We start from the raw sequence: 17475 nt of genomic DNA, 5'->3' as shown, positions 1-17475 counted from the left end.
AATCCATCAACATGTGCACCTACCCGGCCATGTGATCAACCCAGACCCTCAGATAGGCCGCTGCGGAAAGAACGGTCAACACTGCGACACCATAGATCAGCAGCCATCGCAGATCGCCGAATGTTGTTCCGAAGGCAAGCTCAGCCAGCACAACCGATGCCAGCGCAATCTGTAGCGCGGTATTCGCCTTCGATACGAATATCGGATTCATGTCGAACGGTCGCGCCATCACGCTGGACAGGATAACGGCGATAATGATGAGAATGTCGCGCGAAACAACCATCACGACAAGCCAGTGCGGCAGATGCCCCAAAATGGCCAGCATGATGAAGACCGTCATCAACAACAGCTTGTCGGCGATCGGGTCCAGATAGGCGCCCAGCTCGGTCTGCTGTTGAAACTGCCTGGCGATAAAGCCGTCGACAGCGTCGGATATGCCGGCAATGACAAATATCACAAAGGCCGGCCACATCGCGCCGACAAGCAGCGAGTAGACAACAGCCGGCACCATGAGGAAGCGCAGAACGGTTATGATATTTGGTATTGTCATGCGTCTGGTTGGTCCGGACAGCCTGTCTGTTATCTTGAGTGCGTGACCGGCAGCACACGGATAAACGGCATCCTGATCCAGCCTGCCCGCTATACGGGTCGCGCCGAATCTCAACCGGTCACATGAACATTGCCATGATCTCGTATCACTGATCCACAATTTCAACGACTGAACAGTGCTTTATCGCGATTCCCGATCAATTTAATCCGGCGCGAGGCCGGGATAACACTGCTTTTTTCTCCACGCCACCAGCAGCCAGCCTTGCACGGACCAGCAGGACATGGCATTTCGCCAGCGAGGATCGGCAAATTTTGAGGACACGTATGAGCGATCGGGCCAACGGTTTGAAATACAGCGATGCCGGCGTGGATATCGACGCGGGCAACAGCCTCGTAGAGCGCATAAAGCCGCATGTCAGATCAACACAGCGCCCCGGCGCAGATTCAGAAATCGGCGGTTTCGGCGGCCTTTTCGATCTCAGAGCGGCAGGTTTTGAAGACCCGGTTCTTGTCGCTGCCAATGACGGTGTCGGAACGAAGCTGAAAATCGCCATCGAGTCGGATCGCCACGATACGGTCGGCGTCGATCTCGTCGCGATGTGTGTAAACGATCTTGTGGTGCAAGGCGCAGAACCGCTTTTCTTCCTTGATTATCTGGCAACCGGAAAACTGGATGTCGACCAGGGCGAGGCCATCGTAGCAGGCATTGCCAAAGGTTGCATCGATGCGGGATGCGCCCTGATCGGCGGAGAAACAGCCGAAATGCCCGGCATGTATTCGGACGCGGACTATGATCTCGCCGGATTTGCTGTCGGCGCAGCGGAACGCGGAGGCCTGTTGCCGAGCAACGATATCGCTTCCGGCGATATCCTGATCGGCCTTTCGTCTTCCGGCATTCATTCAAACGGATTTTCTCTTGTCCGTCGCATTGTCGAGCTCTCCGGTCTCGCATGGAATGCGCCCGCCCCATTCGACGCCGGAACCACACTTGGCGAGGCGCTGCTTGCGCCGACACGTATTTATGTGCGCCCCGTGCTTGCCGCGATACGTGCGACGGATGCGGTCAAAGCGCTGGTGCATATTACCGGCGGCGGATTTTGGGAAAACATTCCAAGGGTACTTCCCGAAACGCTGGCCGCAGAGATCGATCTTGATTCGATATCGGTTCCTCCTGTCTTTTCGTGGCTTGCCAAAACAGGCGGCGTTGAACGCGACGAAATGCTGCGAACCTTCAACTGCGGCATTGGCATGATCGCCGCAGTCGCGCAGGAACACGTGGACGAGGTGCTGGACGTGCTTCGGGACCAAGGAGAAACCGCGACGCCAATCGGCCGCCTTGTCGACAGGAACAGCGGCGCCATCGTGCGCACCAACGGAACACTCAGCCTATGAGCGCCGGCAGCCATAAACGGGTGGCGGTGATGATATCCGGCCGCGGCTCGAACCTGAGCGCCCTGATCTCGGCAACCATGGCCGCCGGCTACCCGTGCCGCATTGTCGGTGTCATATCCGACAAACCCGATGCCGCCGGTCTCAAACTGGCGCAAGACTATGGAATCGAAACGCATGTGCTGGACCGCAGGGACTACACCAGCCGCGAGGCTCATGAGGATGCGGTTCATGCTGCTCTGGAGACCGTAAAGCCGGACATTGTGTGCCTCGCCGGCTATATGCGGCTGCTCTCCGGCGCGTTCGTAGGCAAGTGGCTCGGTTCCATGATCAACATCCATCCCTCGCTGCTGCCGAGCTTCAGGGGCCTTGATACCCATGAGCGCGTACTGGCCCATCAGGTTCGCCTGCATGGCTGCAGCGTTCATTTCGTGACCGAGGGCATGGACGAAGGCCCATTGATTGCCCAGGCCGCCGTTCCGGTGCTGCCCGGAGACGATGCCGAGACGCTGGCGGCCCGCGTCCTGAAGGCCGAGCACAATCTCTATCCGTCGGCGCTAAGGCTTGTCGCCGAAGGCAAGGTCCGTATCACCACGACCGGGAAAGTGCTTCTGGACGCCTTTCCCGAGCCTGATCCGGACGACATCCTCTATTCCCACGATATCGACAAACAGCAAAACTAGAGGCGCAGCCACACATGGTTGTCATGGAATGCCGCGCCGCCGAAGGGTGCGATGGAGTCGGCACCCGTCAGAACGTTGATACCTTCCCCGTCGACAAAGGCCTTGTTGGGCCACAGTCCTTCGGAAACCAGGACGCCCGGTTTGACACCGTCCACGATCCTTGCATGAAGCCTGACGGACCCTCGCGGGTTTCCGATTGTCACCAGATCCCCGTTTGAAACGCCGCAACGCTCGGCATCGGCCTTGCCGATCATCAGCTCCGGCCGCCCTTCCCGCTTCCGTGATGTTTGCGTTTCGGCAAATGTCGAATTCAGAAAATTGCGCGCCGGACTCGTCGCAAGACGGAAGGGATGCTCGGCATCGGCGTTTTCGATCAGATCACAGTGATCGGGGAACTCGGGCAGTTGTTCATACGGGCCTTGAGGCCCCATCATGCGAGGCGGCCGGTTTGGCGCATGTGCATCATGCCAGCTCAATCGCAGCCGGAACTTGCCGTCCGGCCAGGCAAAACCTTTGATGAAGTGGGATGTCTCGAAATCCGGCTGGCAGTCGATCCATTTGTTTGCGCGCAACGCCTCAAGGTCTCCGTGTCCGCTCCTTTGCAACAGGTCGTCGACCAGCGACAGGGCGTCGGCTTCAAACATCCCCGGATCGGTGACACCAAGACGTTTCGCCAGTTCGTTGACGACGAAGAGATTTGGCCGCGGTCCTTCTGGCGGCTCAATCAGTTTGGGCCCCAGCATGATGTGCTGGTGGCCGCCGCCGCGATAGACATCGTCATGCTCCAGAAAAACCGTTGCCGGCAGGACAACGTCGGCAAGTTCAGCGGTTTCGGTCATGAATTGCTCATGGACAACCGTAAAGAGATCCTCGCGCATCAGGCCTTCGATCACTTTGCGCTGCTCAGGGGCGACGTTGGCAGGGTTGGTGTTCTGGATCAGCATGGCCGTCACCGGTGGACCACCCCCCAGAGCCTCCTCGTCACCTTTCAAGACCCGTCCTATCTTGGATTGATCGAGGTGACGCACATCAGGATCACGCAGCGAAAGCCCCATGATCCTGGAATGATCGAACCCGAAAACCGACGCATTGGAGTGAAACGCGCCGCCACCTTCATACTGCCACGCGCCGGTAACGGTGGCGATACAGGACGCGGCATGCATGTTGACGGTTCCGTTACGCTGGCGTGTGAAACCGTAGCCCAGCCGGAAATAAGAGCGCTTGGTTTCGCCGACCAGATGGGCAAATGCTTCGATTTCCTCCGCAGCAAGACCAGTAATCTGCGCGGCCCATTCCGGGCCGCGCGATTGCAGATGCACCTCAAGCCCGACCGGATCATCCGAATAACGGTCAAGATAGGCCCGGTCGGCAAAGCCATCCCGAAACAGGACATGCATGACCGCGCAGGCCAGCGCACCGTCTGTGCCCGGCTTCAATATCAGCTTCATGTCGGCCTGGGCCATGGTTGGGTTGTCGTATATATCGATGACCACGATCCTGGCGCCACGCTCTTTTCGCGCCCGCACCGCGTGGGTCATGACATTGACTTGCGTAGAAACCGCATTGGTGCCCCAGATGACCACGCAATCGGACTTGGCCATCTCGCGCGGATCGGGACCGGCAAGGGTCCCGGCGCCGAAATAGAACCCAGACCAGGCAGCGTTTGTGCAAATGCTGTCGAACTGTCCGGAATATTTCTTTGCATGACGCAGCTTGTGAATGGAATCACGCTGAATGAGCCCCATCGTGCCTGCATAGTAGTAGGGCCAGACGGTCTGCGAACCCCATTTGCGCTCGGCTGTAAGAAACCGCTCCGCGATGTGATCAAGCGCATCGTCCCACGACAGATCCTGCCAGTTCCCGTCTCCTCTGGTTCCCTTGCGCAACAGGGGTTGAAGCACGCGGCCGGGATGGTGCACGCGTTCGGCATAGCGCGCCACCTTGGCGCATATCACACCGGCCGTGTAGCTGTTGTCGCTGGCGCCGCGCAGGCGTCCGACACGGTTGCCGTCCAGCAACTCAACCTCTAGGGCGCAGGTCGATGGGCAATCATGCGGACAGGCCGAATAGCCCGTTCTGGCTTGCGCCTCTTTACTCATCCAAAACCCCATTATTGACAGGATGTCCTCGGATATAGAGCAAGGATGCGAAGGAAGGAACCGATCCGGAAGCGATCTGGCTGGCGGTTATCACTCATATTCCGATATAAGCCGGACACGGCAAGCCCGGACACAAACGGGAAACTCGACAAGCACAGGCGCAAAAGAGCGTGAATTACAGACATATCTATCATGCGGGCAATTTCGCAGATGTCCTGAAACACGCAGTGCTGGTGCGGCTTCTCACCTATCTGCAGCGCAAGGACAAGGCATTTCGCGTCGTTGATACGCATGCCGGTGCCGGCCTCTATGATCTTTCCTCTGATGAAGCGGCAAAAACAGGCGAATGGCGCCAAGGGATCGGCCGGCTTCTTGATGCCGATCTTCCGCCAGCCGCAGCCGATCTAATGAAACCCTATCTGGACGTGGTCCGCTCCATGAACCCCGGCAGCGGTATCACCTGTTACCCCGGCTCTCCAAAACTTGTACGCATGTTGCTGCGAAAACAGGACCGGCTATCGGCGATTGAACTTCACCGCGAGGATTGCCTGACCCTGAAATCCCATTTCGAGGGGGATTACCAGACCCGGGTCACTGAACTCGACGGCTGGTTGGCACTCGGCGCGCACCTTCCTCCGAAAGAGCGCCGAGGCGTGGTCCTTGTCGATCCGCCCTTCGAAAAGGAGGGAGAATATGATCGCCTTGTTGACGGGCTCGCTCGCGCCTACAGCCGTTGGCAATCGGGCATCTACTGTCTTTGGTACCCCATCAAACAGGGCGCGCCCTTGGCACAATTCCACAAGAAGCTGAACGCTCTTGGCATTGACAGAATGCTCTGCGCGCAACTGCAGATATGCAGCATGGAAGAAACCACCGGCTTGTGCGGTTCCGGCCTCATCCTGGTCAATCCGCCCTATACGCTTGAAGAAGAACTGAAGATGCTTCTGCCGGTGCTTCAGAACTGCCTGAGACAGACCGGTCAGGCCAGCCATGATCTTTTCTGGATCGTTGAGGAAAGGCAGACGCGAAAAAAATAGAGGAGTCCGACCTGCCGCTAGGCTTGACGCACCGCCGCCGGTTGATCATCCTCACAGGCAGCTCGCGATTGTCCGAATCTGATTTACTCATTCGGTAGATTTTAGACCTGGGGGACCCATGTCCATGTTTCGCAAAATTACTCTGCACGCCGTCCTGTCCGCCGCCATTGCCGTTCCGGCACTCCTTGGCGGGCAAGTAACGCCCGCAAGCGCCTTCGGATGGCATCATTTTGCCGCCTGTGACAGCCCGTCTGTTTTCCGGACCATATCGCACCGTTTTCGCATTGCTGATCGAAACGTCATTCAGCGGGATCTGGCGATCGTTGATTATCTGGATGTTTATGAGCGCAACTACGAGCCGGCCACCGAAATGCACCGGATCGCGCGACGTTACTGCCAGGGCAAGGTGGCGATGAGCGACGGCCATACCCGCTCCATCTGGTACCTGATCGAAAAGGGTCAGGGTTTTGCCGGTGTCGGTGACAATGTCGAGTTCTGCATCGACGGCCTAGATCCCTGGCATGTCTACGGCGCCTATTGCCGGTCAGTGCGATAGACAATTGCAACTGCTGCGTGCCTTTATCGTACCGGTTTGCGCCGGGCTCTTTCTGCTGGCGGGATGCGATGCCTCTGACAACGGGAAAACATCCGGCCCGTCTGGTTTCGATTTTTACGTGTTGGCGCTTTCCTGGTCTCCGAGCTATTGCGAGGCCGAAGGCGAGCGGGCCAATCCGCAGCAGTGCAACGGCGCACGCCCCTATGCCTTTATCGTCCACGGGCTCTGGCCGCAGTTCGAGAAGGGATATCCGGAATTCTGCGACGAAGGGAGCCAGCGCGTTACACGGGCGATCGAGGACCAGATGCTTCCCATAATGCCGAGCCGCGGCCTCATTCGTCACCAATGGAAAAAACACGGGACCTGTTCCGGCCTTGATCAGGACGACTATTTCGATGCAGTCCGCGATGCCCATGCGAGTGTCTCCGTGCCGGACATCGGTTCGACGGACGGTACCTACAAGACCATGTCGCCGGATGAGGTTGCACAAGCGTTCATCAATGCAAATCCGCAGCTTGAGGACGATCATTTCGCTGTCACCTGCGATAAACGCCGCCTGCGTGAAGTCCGCATTTGCATGACGACGGAGTTTCAGTACCGCTCCTGCCCGCAAGTCACGAGCCGTGCCTGCCGGCGGTCCTCCGTCGTGCTGCCGCCTGTGCGTGGCAGATAATCACCTGCCTCTTCTCACCAGAATTCAGCCAAAAGGACATCGCGATGAAGCTGCTCTATTCGCCCCCTTCCCCCTATTCTGCAAAAGTGCGCATGGCGGCACACTATGTCGGCATCGACACCCGCTCCGAGAGCGTTGATACGACGGCCGATCCCGCTGAGCTTGTTTCGAACAATCCGCTTGGCAAAATCCCCACTCTGATCAACGGCGAAACCGCCGTTTACGACAGCCGTGCCATCATGCAGTTCATCGACCGCGAAAGCGGCAAGAAACTGTATCCGCGCAATGCCCAGAAACGCACCGAGGCCGAAGTCCTGGAAGCGCTGTGCGACGGCGTGACGGATTGCCTGCTGGCCATAATGTATGAGCGGCGCTTTCGCCCCGAAGAAAAGGTTCATCAGCCCTGGATCGATCGTCAGTGGTCCAAGGTCGAACGGTCCCTGGATCATCTCAACGAAAGCCTGCCTAGAACCACCAAGAAACTCCATGGCGGACACTTCGCACTGGCTGCCCTTTTGGGTTATCTCTCGCTGCGCTTTGAAGGCAAATGGGAGCGCGGACGGCCGAAATTGAAGAACTGGCCTGCAAAGTTCGCAAGGTTTTTTCCTGAATACGATCAGTTCAAACCAAACGCCCCGTGAGTATAAGGGCCAACAATTCTTTTGTTCTCGTGCAGCGCCATTGTGTTTTGCGCGCTTGTACCTATATGCAAGGAACCGCGCCACAGACTAAAAAACGACGCTTCCCCAGCCCGGAATCAGCCATTTCATGATCAGCTTCCTCATATTGATTGCCGGGTTGGCGCTTCTGCTGTTTGCCGGAGACTACCTCGTCCGCGGAGCAGTCTCGCTGGCGGAAAAACTCGGCATCAGCCCGCTGGTCATCGGCCTGACGATCGTCGCCTTCGGCACCTCGGCACCAGAACTCCTGGTTTCCCTGAAAGCCGCGTTCACAGGCGTTTACGGCATCGCGATCGGCAACGTCGTCGGCTCCAACATTGCCAATGTCCTGCTGGTCCTCGGCGCGCCGGCGCTGATCGCCCCGATCGCATGCAAGGAGAAGGGCATCGGCTTCAGCCTTTTTATCATGGCGCTGCTGACCGTTGTGCTCATGACCATGATGGGCTCGGGCATCCTCGATCATGTCGATGGTTTGATCCTTCTGCTGATTTTGATCTTTTTTCTTTCCTGGCAGTTCATCCGGGCTCGCAGAGACCGTGTTACCGCGGCGCTCGGCGGCGACTATCACGACGAATTGGACGAACTGCCAGCTGAAAACTCGCGGATCGCCGCCTATCTCCTGTTCGGTCTGATCGGCCTGCCGGTCGGCGCCTCGCTGACAGTCAATGGCGCCGTTGACATCGCCCGTGTGTTCGGCGTTTCCGAGACAATCATTGGCCTGACGATCGTAGCGATCGGCACCTCATTGCCCGAACTTGTCACCACCGTCATGGCAGCCTGGCGCGGCAGCGGCGCCGTTGCCATCGGCAATGTGGTCGGCTCCAATATTTTCAACATGGCGGCAATCCTTGGCATCACCAGCCTCGTGCATCCGCTTTACGTTCCCTCACACATCGTTCATATCGATATGTGGATCATGGCGATTACAAGCGCTCTGCTGATCCTGTGGTCGCTGCTTGGCAAGTCGATCACACGCGTTCATGGCGTCGTCATGCTGGCCCTGTTTGTCACCTATGTCGTGGCCGTTTTTTAAGACCACCATTCTGTTTGCCTGCATCATTAAAACCATGTGGATGAGGCCAACGCGGCCGCACGCATCAATTTGACAGCCCGGCTCCCGCGCATCACATAATGAAGACAAACGCACCCGGAAGGACCCGATGGCCAAATCGGATAGCGCAGCGCCCGCCGGCGCCAAGGACGTCGTGCTGAAAAAACCCGGCCGCCTGCCATCCGAAACGGAGGGCTGGGAGGACGGCGGGCGCGCTGGCAGCGGCCTGAAAGGCCCGGAACTGATCCAGGCTTTTGTCAAGATTCTGCCGAACGCACCGGGTGTCTACCGCATGCTGAATGAAAACGGCGATGTGCTTTATGTCGGCAAGGCCCGCAGTCTGAAAAAGCGTGTCTCCAACTACGCCCAGGGACGCGGCCACACCAATCGTATCGCCGGCATGGTGCGCATCACCACGAATATGGAGTTCATAACAACGCGCACGGAAACCGAGGCGCTGTTGCTTGAGGCCAATCTGATCAAGCGTCTGCGGCCCCGATTCAACGTGCTGCTGCGCGACGACAAGTCCTTCCCCTATATTCTGCTGACCGAGGGTGACCTGGCCCCCGGCATCTACAAGCACCGGGGCGCGCGGGCGCGTAAAGGAAGTTACTTCGGCCCCTTTGCTTCAGCCCAGGCTGTCGACAGGACCATCAATTCGCTGCAACGCGCCTTCTTGCTGCGGACCTGCACGGATTCGGTCTATGAAAGCCGCACCCGGCCCTGCCTTCTTCATCAGATCAAGCGATGTGCCGCGCCCTGCACCGGAGAAGTCACCGAGGACGCTTACGCTTCAATGGTTGAAGAAGCCAAGGACTTCCTCTCCGGCAAGAGCCAGAAGGTCAAGGCGACCATGTCGAAGGCCATGCAGGAGGCATCGGAAGAACTCGATTTCGAACGGGCCGCCATCTATCGCGACCGGCTTGCAGCACTGTCGCACGTCCAAAGCCATCAGGGCATCAATCCGCAGACGGTGGAGGAAGCCGACGTTTTTGCCATCCATCAGGAAGGTGGAATGAGCTGCATTCAGGTCTTCTTCTTCCGCACCGGCCAGAACTGGGGCAACAGAGCCTATTTTCCAAAGGCGGACGCCCAGCTTTCGCCCGCGGAAATCCTCGGCGCCTTCCTGTCCCAATTCTATGACGACAAGCCCTGTCCGCGCCAGATTCTCATTTCCGAGCCGATTGAGGAGCAAACCTTGCTCAGCGAAGCGCTTTCTATCCGCGCCAGCCACAAGGTCACCATCAGTGTGCCCCAACGGGGTGAAAAACGTGATCTGATGGATCATGCACGCGCCAACGCCAAGGACGCGCATAACCGCCGACTGGCGGAAACCTCGACACAGGCAAGCCTCCTCCGGGGCTTTGCGGAAGTATTCGGACTGGAAAACCCGCCGCGTCGGATCGAGGTCTACGACAACTCGCACATCATGGGCACCAACGCCATCGGCGGCATGATCGTTGCCGGCCCTGAGGGCTTCATCAAGAACCAGTACCGAAAGTTCAACATCAAATCCAAGGACCTGACCCCGGGCGATGATTTCGGCATGATGCGGGAAGTCATTCAGCGGCGCTTCTCAAGGCTGGTGAAGGAGCACGGCAAGCCCGGACCGGAAATACCGGAGGTCGGTGACGATGCAGACATCACAGTCCCGAGCTGGCCGGATGTCCTGTTGATCGACGGGGGTAAGGGCCAGCTCTCGGCGGTTAATGCCGTGCTCGACGAGCTTGAACTGACGGGCAGTGTCGCAACGATCGGTGTTGCCAAGGGTCAGGACCGCGATGCCGGACGGGAACGTTTTTTCATGACGGGTAAAAAGGACTTTTCGCTGCCGCCGCGCGATCCCGTCCTATATTTCATCCAGCGCATGCGCGATGAGGCTCACCGCTTTGCCATCGGAACGCACCGCGCCCGGCGCAAAAAGGAAATGACCCGCAATCCGCTGGACGAGATTGCCGGTATCGGACCGTCACGCAAACGGTCCCTTCTACATCATTTCGGCACAGCCAAGGCGGTCTCTCGGGCCGCAGTAGAGGATCTCAGAAGCGTCGACGGCATCTCCGAAGCCATGGCGCAGCAGATTTATGACCACTTTCACGAGGACGCGGGCAACTAGAGCCAGTCAGTACGCCTCGGCCTCTATCGCCTCCATGTCATCATCGGACAGCCCGAAATGGTGACCGATCTCGTGAATAAGGACATGGCGTATAATGGCGTCAAGCGTTTCCTCCCGGTCGACCCAGTACTCCAGAATGGCCCGCCGATAGAGCCAGATCCGGTTGGGCAACTGCCCCGTGCGGATTTCGCTGGCACCCTGGGCAAGACCAAGGCCTTCAAACAGGCCGAGCAGGTCATAGGGGCTCGTCAGGTCAAGCGATTTCAAGACATCCTTGGTCGCATAATCCGCCACGGAAATCTGGATATCCTCACACAGCCCGCGGAAACTCTCCGGCAGCATGTCGAGCGCCTCGCGCCCCAGCCTTTCGAAGTCTTCCAGCGTAGGCGCGTAACGGCCGGCCCATGGCGATGCGGAATCCATAGATTGTCGACCTTTCCTCAGATTGCTGTAACCACCTGTGCAAGTTTGATCCTGTCATAGAAGCTGGCTGCCTGTCAGGCAATCACCGAGACGGGTACTGCGACGAGTGGCCCATTTTTCAATTGATTATTGACGCCGGAGCGCCGGCCCTATTTGTATGGGTGCAAATTCAAGAAACGGGCCCCCATGGCATCGCATACCTACAATATTCCGAACCTTTTGACCTATGCCCGTATCGCGGCCGTACCGCTGATTGTGCTCTGTTTCTTTGTCGAGGGCCGCCTGCATGGATCGGATGTGGCGCGCTGGAGTGCTCTTGCGCTCTATATCGTTGCCTCGATCACCGATTTCTTCGACGGATATCTGGCGCGCATCTGGAATCAGACGTCCAATATCGGGCGCATGCTCGACCCGATCGCCGACAAGTTGCTCGTCTCTTCAATCCTTCTGCTGCTGGCGGCCGACGGCACAATTGCCGGCTGGACGATCTGGGCGGCCATCATCATCCTTTGCCGGGAAATCCTGGTTTCTGGGCTGCGGGAATATCTGGCTGAACTGAAGGTCTCGGTTCCGGTGACCTGGATCGCGAAATGGAAGACAACAATTCAGATGATCGCAATCGGCTTCCTCCTGGCAGGGCCCGCCGGCGATGTCATCATCCCCTATACGACGGAAATCGGCATCACGCTTTTGTGGATCGCCGCCGTCGTAACGATATATACCGGATATGATTATTTCCGCGCAGGACTGAAGCACGTGGTGGAGAACTGATGATCAAGCTTGTCTATTTCGCATGGATCCGGGAGCGCATCGGCAAGAGCGAAGAAACGATCGATCTGCCGGACGGCGTCGTCACAGTATCGGACCTCATTGATCATCTGCGCACGCGCGGTGAGGAATACGCCCTCGCCCTTGAGACGCCGGAGGTCATTCATGTGGCGATCAATCAGGAGCATAGCCAGCACGGTGATGCGCTGGGCGATGCGCGTGAAGTCGCGCTCTTTCCGCCAATGACGGGAGGCTGAGACGTGGGTGTCAAACCGGATATCCGGGTTCAGCAGGAGGATTTCGATATCCGCAAGGAAATCGATCTCATGAGCGGGGGCAAGAGCGATATCGGCGCGGTTGTGACCTTCACCGGTCTGTGCCGCGACGAAAAAGGTGCGTTGGAGGCGCTGGAGCTTGAACACTATCCGGGCATGGCCGAAAGCGAAATGCGGCGCATTGCCGAAGAGGCCTGCGAGCGCTGGCCGCTTGATGCCGTCACCGCGATCCACCGCTACGGCAGGATTGCTCCGGGCGAAAATATCGTTCTGGTGATAGCCGCCTCACGCCATCGGCAGGCAGCATTCGATGGCGCGGCCTTCCTCATGGATTTCATGAAATCCAGGGCACCCTTCTGGAAACGTGAAATCAAGATCGATGGAAGCACCGGCTCCTGGGTGGATGCCCGGGACACGGATGAAGATGCGATGAAGCGCTGGCAATAGACACGACCGCGCGCCTGCCACAATCTGCAGCACAAATTATCAAAACCGCCTGCAAACACCGGCGAAAAGTCTGGAAACCGCCACGGAGCATCAGCACCGGGACGATCAGATATCTTCTGAGAGCTTGTATGGGCGGACAAAAGGAAGCAAACAATCTTCCCGGCTGACGGCGATGATTGCGTATACTTTTGTTGCTGAGATCGTCTGGCTGCTGCCGATCGGCTATAGCAGGCGTCCGGACATGTTCACGCAGGCAACGCCGGATGCTCATTGCTGCCTGTCCGGGTGTAACCGTGGCACCCAAGCGGCTCGCTGAATACTTAACCTCTGTGTCACGCTCTACCTGACGAGCACATAAACCTGCGATCATCCATCACGCTGCCGGCGAGCAAACACGACACCTTCATTGTGCGGAAAAGGAGGAGAAGCGTATTTTGGCGTGATCGTTCAATACCACTTTGCCACAGGTTCCTAAATTCCATTCGAAACCAACGAACGGGAATGAGTCATGGCCTTTGTATTGAATGGTAAAACCCAAGCTATTCCGGCGGATTGGGCCGGCGAAACCTTGCTCTTTCTGCTACGCGATCATTTCGGCCTTGTCGGTGCGAAATACGGGTGCGGTGTCGGTGTCTGTGGTGCCTGTACGGTGATCGTTGACGGGGTTGCAACGCGGTCCTGCATAACACCTGCCGAAAGCATTGAGGGTTCCGAAGTCCGCTCTGTCGAGGGGCTCGCGACAGACGGTGTACTGCATCCTGTACAACAGGCATGGCTCGACCTCGCGGTTCCGCAATGCGGCTATTGTCAGCCAGGTCAGATCATGTCGGCGGTGGCGCTTCTGAATGAATTCTCATCGCCAAGTGACGCCGATATAGATGCTGCAATGGACGGGAATCTATGCCGTTGTGGCACCTACGGACGGATTCGCGCTGCAATCCAGCGCGCGGTGGAGGCTACGTGATGCGGCGGAGAACGTTTCTTGCCACCGCAGGTGGCGGGCTGGTTGCACTGATTGGCGCTGGCATCACGACATGGAGCCACGTCCCTGTCATACCAAAGCGACCCGAGCCGAATCTAGATGCAGCGTTTGGCTGGATCTCCCACCGGGAAGGTCTGTTTGTTTTGACCTTGCCAAGGGCTGAGATGGGACAGAATGTTGCCACCGCGTTCAAACAAATCGCATGCGCCGAACTTGGGGTAGAGTGGGAAGCCGTCCAGCTTGCCCTCCACGACACCTCATTGTCTCCCGTCAAAGCGACGGTGGGCAGCGAATCCGTAGCAGAGTTCTCTGAACCTCTGGCACAAGCCTGTGCAAGTCTTCGGGATGCGCTGGAAGCTGGTCGCCTGGAAGGTCACGTGGAAGTGACGCCCCGACCGGTGAGTACGCTCAGGGCGCTCCAAAGAGGAGGTTTGATCGGCGCTTCGCCCGAGCTTGCGCAGGGACGGGACATCGTGACCGGGTCCGCACTCTATGCGGCGGATGTCGCTCGCCCGGGCTTACTTCACGGACGGGTGCTGCGTGCGCCGGTCTCGCCCGAGGTTGGATCACGGGCAACAGGCTGGGACAGAATTGCCGCCGAAACAATCCCGGGCTTTGTTGCTATTGTCGAAGACTGCGGTCACCCGAACGGACTGGCTGAGGGGCTTGGGATCGTCGCCGAGCGACCCGCCGCCCTGGACCAGATCGCAGAGGCCCTGGCGGTCAACTGGCAGATCGACTGCCACCCGACATTTTCAAACATTGCTCAGACCATCGACATTGACACCACACTCAGCAAGGGCAAACTCGGCAACCGGGTAATGGATGATCCTGTCGACGGGACATCGTGGGATATCAACCTGAGGTTAGACCTTTCCTTCGCGCCTCATGCACAGATCGAACCCCGTGCCGCGGTGGCGGAGTGGAACGATGGGCGGCTGAAAGTCTGGACCGGCACCCAGGATGCATTTTATGTCCGCGATGAACTGGCCGGTCATTTCAGGCTAGAACAAGATGCTGTGACGGTCCAAAGCATGCGGATTGGTGGAGCCTTCGGCGGAAAGGTGTTGTGCCGCGCGGAAATCGAGGCGGCGGCTCTGGCGCAGGCCGTCGGCGCGCCGGTTAAAGTCCAGTGGACGCGAGCGCAAGAGCTTGCCTTTGGCTTTCACCGACCCCCTTCCTCGCACCGGCTGCGCCTGCGGGTTTCGGAAAGTCGGATCACGGATTGGGAACACCAGCAGGTATCTTCGCACATCATATTCACGTCAGCGGGCATGCCGGCCTGGATGCAGAAGGCCACTGATTTTGTCGCAGGCGATCCGGGTGTCGCCAGAGGGATGCGGATCCCCTATGCGGTGGACCGCGCCCATGCGGCATACGATATGATCCGGCTGCCAGTCCACTCCGGCCCATGGCGCGGATTGGGTGCGGGACCAAACTGCCTGGCGGTTGAAAGCGCCATGGACGAAGCTGCGATTGCAGCAGGTGCCGATCCACTTGCGTTCCGCCTTGCCCATATACGTGATCCCCGCCTCGCCAATGTATTGCGACGGGTAGGCAAAACGGCAAACTGGCCGGGCAAGGCGGCATCGATCAAAAATCGCATACGGACCGGTCGAGGCATTGCCTGTGGCATTTATAAAGAAAACAGCTACGCCGCAGTCGTTGCGGACGTGGCGATTGATCCGTCAGGTTATGTTCGTGTGACCCGGCTTTGGTGTGTTCACGATTGCGGACTGGTGATCAACCCGGATCAGGTGCGCGCACAATGCGAAGGCAACCTGGTCTGGAGCATCGGAATGATCCTGTCCGATGACCTGCCGATCGAAACGGGTCGTGTCGTCGCGGAAAACTTCAACGACATTCCGATTCCTGCCCTATCGGAGGTACCACCGCTTCACGTGGACCTGATAACCAGCGACCTGCCGCCCGCGGGTGCAGGTGAGACCGTCATTGTCGCTGGCCCGGGCGCCATCGCCAATGCGATCCGCGCAGCCACCGGCGTCAGGCCCACGCGCTTTCCGGTGCAGGCAGAGGAGTTTGCGGCATGACATGGAGCACTCTCTTTAAAGGAGATGCAGCGACAGGCCGCCTGCCCGCGTCCAGCTTCGGGCGCGAGTGGATGAAAGCCCCACTTAAGGTCGGCGCTGTCGCACCCTCAAGCTCTGGTCTGGCTCGCGCGATCACAAATGGGCTCTCGGCATCAGATGGACCCGTGATTGAACTCGGTCCTGGAACGGGTGTGTTCACATCCGCCCTGCTTGCCCGCGGAATTCCGGATAGTCGCATCGCGGCGATAGAGGCCAGCAGCGGATTTGCCTCCGCACTGGCCGCCCGATATCCTGCGGCAACGGTAATCTGCGCAGACGCAGCGCGCATCCGGCACCTCAATCTCTTTGGCGTCCCGGCTAACGTGGTCATCTGCGGCTTGCCGCTGCTGTCCATGCCGCACGGCAAGGTGTTTCGCATCCTGGCGGGAAGCTTCGCCAGCCTTCGGCCCGGTGGCAGCTTTCGCCTTTTCACCTATGGCTGGCGTTGCCCTGTGCCAGGCGCGATACTCGATCATCTTGGCATTGTTACTCGCCGGATCGCCTTCGTCCCCTTTAACATCCCACCCGCTTGGGTCTATGAATTGCGAAGGGAAAAAGTGGCTGAATGACCGCGAACTCAAAAAATGAGGATTTTGCATCGGCGACGATGATCCGGCTGGTCGCAGCAGGGCTGGCGCAGCAGGGCATTCCGGTGCCGGTTCGCCCGCCAACGGGCGCTCGGGTTTCGCGGACGGCCAAGCGCGAACTGCTTGAGGCGGTCATGGCCGAGCACGGCAGGATCGCAGTTCTGACAATTGCAGATGCAGCGCGCGACATGCCGCCTGAACCGGTCGCTCAAGCGCTCCTGAAAGCCCGTAGCATTTCGGATTTGCTGGATCGCTGGCGGCGGCTTGAAAAATTCAGCCACGGCCGTCACGAGATACAGGTCGAAAATCAGGGGCAGACCACGTTTGGTCTGCGCCACCGCGCACGCGATGGCCATGCGCCGCCAACCGAGGTCGAGACGCTTCTTGTTATGGCGGTGCTGACCGTGCTGTGCGAAATCGTAACCTCTGCCCCAGTCGATCTGTGTGCGAGTGAGGGCAAGGTCTTGCGGAACGCGGGTATTTGGCATGACCCCGGTGCTGTTGGCGCACATCAACAAATCGTCCTGAGCGGTGCGCCGTTCGATGGCCAGTCGGCAATGGCGCCAGAGGCACCACATGAAGGCTTGGTCGAAAACCTACGCCATCGCGTCGCCTCAGACCCGTTGCGCCGTTGGACTCTCACAGACCTCTGTGCCGAAGCGGGGGCTTCCCGACGCACCTTACAGCGCCGCTTAACTGAGAACTCAACGTCGTTTTCGCGACTGATCGCCGAGGCCCGACTTCAGACTGCGGCCAGGTATCTCTGCAATGAGCCGGCGCGGGAGCTGGCCGAGATCGGTTTCCTGTCCGGCTATTGTGACCAGGCACATTTTACCCGCTCGTTCACCAGATTGGTGGGGACAACACCACGTGCCTATCGTGCAGATTTCGGACGATGAACACACTCGGAGAGCACTGCTGGTCAACGCAGTGAAGTATTTGAAGAGGTATTCCCTACCGTGAAAATGACGGGCTGAAATCAGGCCGTTCCAGCCGCTGTTTGCAGATGATCACTTTCTCCAATGTTTAAGAAGAAACCTATCGACAGCGGGCTTGGGTCGAAAGCGGGA

18 protein-coding genes are annotated in these 17475 nt (G+C 58.5%); 15 read left to right on the top strand and 3 right to left on the bottom strand.

Annotated elements, in window-relative coordinates; genetic code table 11:
• Positions 1-19: 19 nt before the first annotated feature.
• The gene (locus OQ273_RS04905) at positions 20-550 is read right to left on the bottom strand and encodes a CDP-alcohol phosphatidyltransferase family protein (protein ID WP_267989353.1); all 531 of its coding nucleotides are present in this window, start codon (positions 548-550) and stop codon (positions 20-22) included.
• A gap of 323 nt (positions 551-873) precedes the next feature.
• Between OQ273_RS04905 and purM the strand changes: the two genes are divergently transcribed.
• Both purM and purN read left to right on the top strand, forming a co-directional pair.
• On the top strand, positions 874-1941 hold the full coding sequence (gene purM / locus OQ273_RS04900) for a phosphoribosylformylglycinamidine cyclo-ligase (protein ID WP_267989352.1): 1068 nt from the start codon (positions 874-876) through the stop codon (positions 1939-1941).
• Positions 1938-2621 carry a phosphoribosylglycinamide formyltransferase gene (purN, locus tag OQ273_RS04895; RefSeq protein ID WP_267989351.1) on the top strand — a complete coding sequence of 228 codons (684 nt, stop codon included), beginning with the start codon at positions 1938-1940 and terminating at the stop codon, positions 2619-2621. Before purM ends, purN begins: the two co-directional genes overlap by 4 nt.
• Here the strand turns inward: purN and OQ273_RS04890 are convergent.
• Positions 2618-4720: a molybdopterin oxidoreductase family protein gene (locus OQ273_RS04890; RefSeq protein ID WP_267989350.1), complete on the bottom strand. Its 2103-nt coding sequence runs from the start codon at positions 4718-4720 to the stop codon at positions 2618-2620. The genes purN and OQ273_RS04890 overlap by 4 nt on opposite strands.
• A 170-nt stretch (positions 4721-4890) precedes the next feature.
• On the opposite strand from OQ273_RS04890, the gene OQ273_RS04885 reads away from it, so the two are divergent.
• From OQ273_RS04885 to uvrC, 6 genes are all read left to right on the top strand, one after another.
• Positions 4891-5757 carry a 23S rRNA (adenine(2030)-N(6))-methyltransferase RlmJ gene (locus OQ273_RS04885; protein ID WP_267989349.1) on the top strand — a complete coding sequence of 289 codons (867 nt, stop codon included), beginning with the start codon at positions 4891-4893 and terminating at the stop codon, positions 5755-5757.
• Positions 5758-5881: 124 nt separating this feature from the next.
• Positions 5882-6313, top strand: a complete 432-nt coding sequence (locus OQ273_RS04880; protein WP_267989348.1) for a hypothetical protein — start codon at positions 5882-5884, stop codon at positions 6311-6313.
• Positions 6279-6986 carry a ribonuclease T2 family protein gene (locus OQ273_RS04875; protein WP_267989347.1) on the top strand — a complete coding sequence of 236 codons (708 nt, stop codon included), beginning with the start codon at positions 6279-6281 and terminating at the stop codon, positions 6984-6986. The genes OQ273_RS04880 and OQ273_RS04875 overlap by 35 nt, the downstream gene beginning before the upstream one ends.
• A gap of 44 nt (positions 6987-7030) precedes the next feature.
• A complete protein-coding gene (locus OQ273_RS04870) occupies positions 7031-7627 on the top strand; it encodes a glutathione S-transferase family protein (protein ID WP_267989346.1) in 597 nt (198 codons plus the stop codon).
• Between the two features lie 127 nt (positions 7628-7754).
• A complete protein-coding gene (locus tag OQ273_RS04865) occupies positions 7755-8699 on the top strand; it encodes a calcium/sodium antiporter (RefSeq protein ID WP_267989345.1) in 945 nt (314 codons plus the stop codon).
• 127 nt (positions 8700-8826) lie between these two features.
• The gene (uvrC, locus tag OQ273_RS04860; protein ID WP_425493337.1) at positions 8827-10833 is read left to right on the top strand and encodes an excinuclease ABC subunit UvrC; all 2007 of its coding nucleotides are present in this window, start codon (positions 8827-8829) and stop codon (positions 10831-10833) included.
• 6 nt (positions 10834-10839) lie between these two features.
• Here the strand turns inward: uvrC and OQ273_RS04855 are convergent, their stop codons facing one another.
• Positions 10840-11256, bottom strand: coding sequence for a metallopeptidase family protein (locus OQ273_RS04855; RefSeq protein WP_267989344.1), 417 nt, complete (start codon positions 11254-11256; stop codon positions 10840-10842).
• Between the two features lie 186 nt (positions 11257-11442).
• Here OQ273_RS04855 and pgsA point away from each other — a divergent pair, with 186 nt between their 5' ends.
• From pgsA to OQ273_RS04820, 7 genes are all read left to right on the top strand, one after another.
• Positions 11443-12027 (top strand): CDP-diacylglycerol--glycerol-3-phosphate 3-phosphatidyltransferase, encoded by a 585-nt coding sequence (gene pgsA, locus OQ273_RS04850; RefSeq protein ID WP_267989343.1) that lies wholly within the window; start codon positions 11443-11445, stop codon positions 12025-12027.
• On the top strand, positions 12027-12281 hold the full coding sequence (gene moaD / locus OQ273_RS04845) for a molybdopterin converting factor subunit 1 (RefSeq protein WP_267989342.1): 255 nt from the start codon (positions 12027-12029) through the stop codon (positions 12279-12281). Before pgsA ends, moaD begins: the two co-directional genes overlap by 1 nt.
• A gap of 3 nt (positions 12282-12284) precedes the next feature.
• Positions 12285-12746 carry a molybdenum cofactor biosynthesis protein MoaE gene (locus OQ273_RS04840; protein ID WP_267989341.1) on the top strand — a complete coding sequence of 154 codons (462 nt, stop codon included), beginning with the start codon at positions 12285-12287 and terminating at the stop codon, positions 12744-12746.
• Between the two features lie 508 nt (positions 12747-13254).
• Complete coding sequence (locus tag OQ273_RS04835) at positions 13255-13710, top strand: (2Fe-2S)-binding protein (protein ID WP_267989340.1); 456 nt, start codon at positions 13255-13257, stop codon at positions 13708-13710.
• The gene (locus OQ273_RS04830; RefSeq protein WP_267989339.1) at positions 13710-15779 is read left to right on the top strand and encodes a xanthine dehydrogenase family protein molybdopterin-binding subunit; all 2070 of its coding nucleotides are present in this window, start codon (positions 13710-13712) and stop codon (positions 15777-15779) included. Before OQ273_RS04835 ends, OQ273_RS04830 begins: the two co-directional genes overlap by 1 nt.
• On the top strand, positions 15776-16387 hold the full coding sequence (locus OQ273_RS04825; protein ID WP_267989338.1) for a class I SAM-dependent methyltransferase: 612 nt from the start codon (positions 15776-15778) through the stop codon (positions 16385-16387). The genes OQ273_RS04830 and OQ273_RS04825 overlap by 4 nt, the downstream gene beginning before the upstream one ends.
• Positions 16384-17304, top strand: a complete 921-nt coding sequence (locus OQ273_RS04820; RefSeq protein ID WP_267989337.1) for a helix-turn-helix transcriptional regulator — start codon at positions 16384-16386, stop codon at positions 17302-17304. The genes OQ273_RS04825 and OQ273_RS04820 overlap by 4 nt, the downstream gene beginning before the upstream one ends.
• Positions 17305-17475 lie beyond the last annotated feature (171 nt).

The sequence above is a fragment of the Hoeflea prorocentri genome (assembly GCF_027944115.1).
Taxonomy (GTDB): Bacteria; Pseudomonadota; Alphaproteobacteria; order Rhizobiales; family Rhizobiaceae; genus Hoeflea_A; species Hoeflea_A prorocentri.
This window is presented reverse-complemented; position numbering and strand designations above follow the sequence as displayed.

Coding starts and splice junctions, on each gene's coding strand:
- OQ273_RS04905 (WP_267989353.1), bottom strand. CDS start 550: ATGACAATACCAAATATCATAACCGTTCTGCGCTTCCTCATGGTGCCG.
- purM (WP_267989352.1), top strand. CDS start 874: ATGAGCGATCGGGCCAACGGTTTGAAATACAGCGATGCCGGCGTGGAT.
- purN (WP_267989351.1), top strand. CDS start 1,938: ATGAGCGCCGGCAGCCATAAACGGGTGGCGGTGATGATATCCGGCCGC.
- OQ273_RS04890 (WP_267989350.1), bottom strand. CDS start 4,720: ATGAGTAAAGAGGCGCAAGCCAGAACGGGCTATTCGGCCTGTCCGCAT.
- OQ273_RS04880 (WP_267989348.1), top strand. CDS start 5,882: ATGTTTCGCAAAATTACTCTGCACGCCGTCCTGTCCGCCGCCATTGCC.
- OQ273_RS04875 (WP_267989347.1), top strand. CDS start 6,279: ATGTCTACGGCGCCTATTGCCGGTCAGTGCGATAGACAATTGCAACTG.
- OQ273_RS04870 (WP_267989346.1), top strand. CDS start 7,031: ATGAAGCTGCTCTATTCGCCCCCTTCCCCCTATTCTGCAAAAGTGCGC.
- OQ273_RS04865 (WP_267989345.1), top strand. CDS start 7,755: ATGATCAGCTTCCTCATATTGATTGCCGGGTTGGCGCTTCTGCTGTTT.
- uvrC (WP_425493337.1), top strand. CDS start 8,827: ATGGCCAAATCGGATAGCGCAGCGCCCGCCGGCGCCAAGGACGTCGTG.
- OQ273_RS04855 (WP_267989344.1), bottom strand. CDS start 11,256: ATGGATTCCGCATCGCCATGGGCCGGCCGTTACGCGCCTACGCTGGAA.
- pgsA (WP_267989343.1), top strand. CDS start 11,443: ATGGCATCGCATACCTACAATATTCCGAACCTTTTGACCTATGCCCGT.
- moaD (WP_267989342.1), top strand. CDS start 12,027: ATGATCAAGCTTGTCTATTTCGCATGGATCCGGGAGCGCATCGGCAAG.
- OQ273_RS04835 (WP_267989340.1), top strand. CDS start 13,255: ATGGCCTTTGTATTGAATGGTAAAACCCAAGCTATTCCGGCGGATTGG.
- OQ273_RS04830 (WP_267989339.1), top strand. CDS start 13,710: ATGCGGCGGAGAACGTTTCTTGCCACCGCAGGTGGCGGGCTGGTTGCA.
- OQ273_RS04825 (WP_267989338.1), top strand. CDS start 15,776: ATGACATGGAGCACTCTCTTTAAAGGAGATGCAGCGACAGGCCGCCTG.
- OQ273_RS04820 (WP_267989337.1), top strand. CDS start 16,384: ATGACCGCGAACTCAAAAAATGAGGATTTTGCATCGGCGACGATGATC.